Source organism: Acinetobacter sp. AS167 (genome assembly GCF_037152175.1).
In the GTDB taxonomy this organism is placed as follows: Bacteria; Pseudomonadota; Gammaproteobacteria; order Pseudomonadales; family Moraxellaceae; genus Acinetobacter.
Map to the genome: position 1 here is coordinate 1 of NZ_JBBCMP010000044.1, position 295 is coordinate 295.

1 pseudogene is annotated in these 295 nt (G+C 46.4%); it reads right to left on the reverse strand.

What is annotated here, in order from left to right:
- Positions 1 to 295 (reverse strand): annotated as a pseudogene (locus WFN33_RS20280) (acetyl-CoA C-acyltransferase); the annotation flags it as partial.

The window sequence follows — 295 nt, forward strand, 5'->3', positions numbered from 1 at the left end:
AGTGACGGGCACAATCTCATTTTTGAAAAAACCTTGAGCTTGTGCTGCCGCAGTACGTTGTTGGCTGTTTAGCGCAAACTGATCTTGATCCGCACGGTTAATATTGAATTGCTCTGCCACGTTTTCAGCGGTTTGTGGCATGCTGTCCACACCATACATTTCTTTGAGCTTTGGATTGATAAAACGCCAGCCCATAGTGGTGTCTTCAATCTTTTGACTACGTCCAAAAGCACTGTCCGACTTACCCATCACATAGGGCGCACGGCTCATACTTTCTACACCACCGGCAATGATT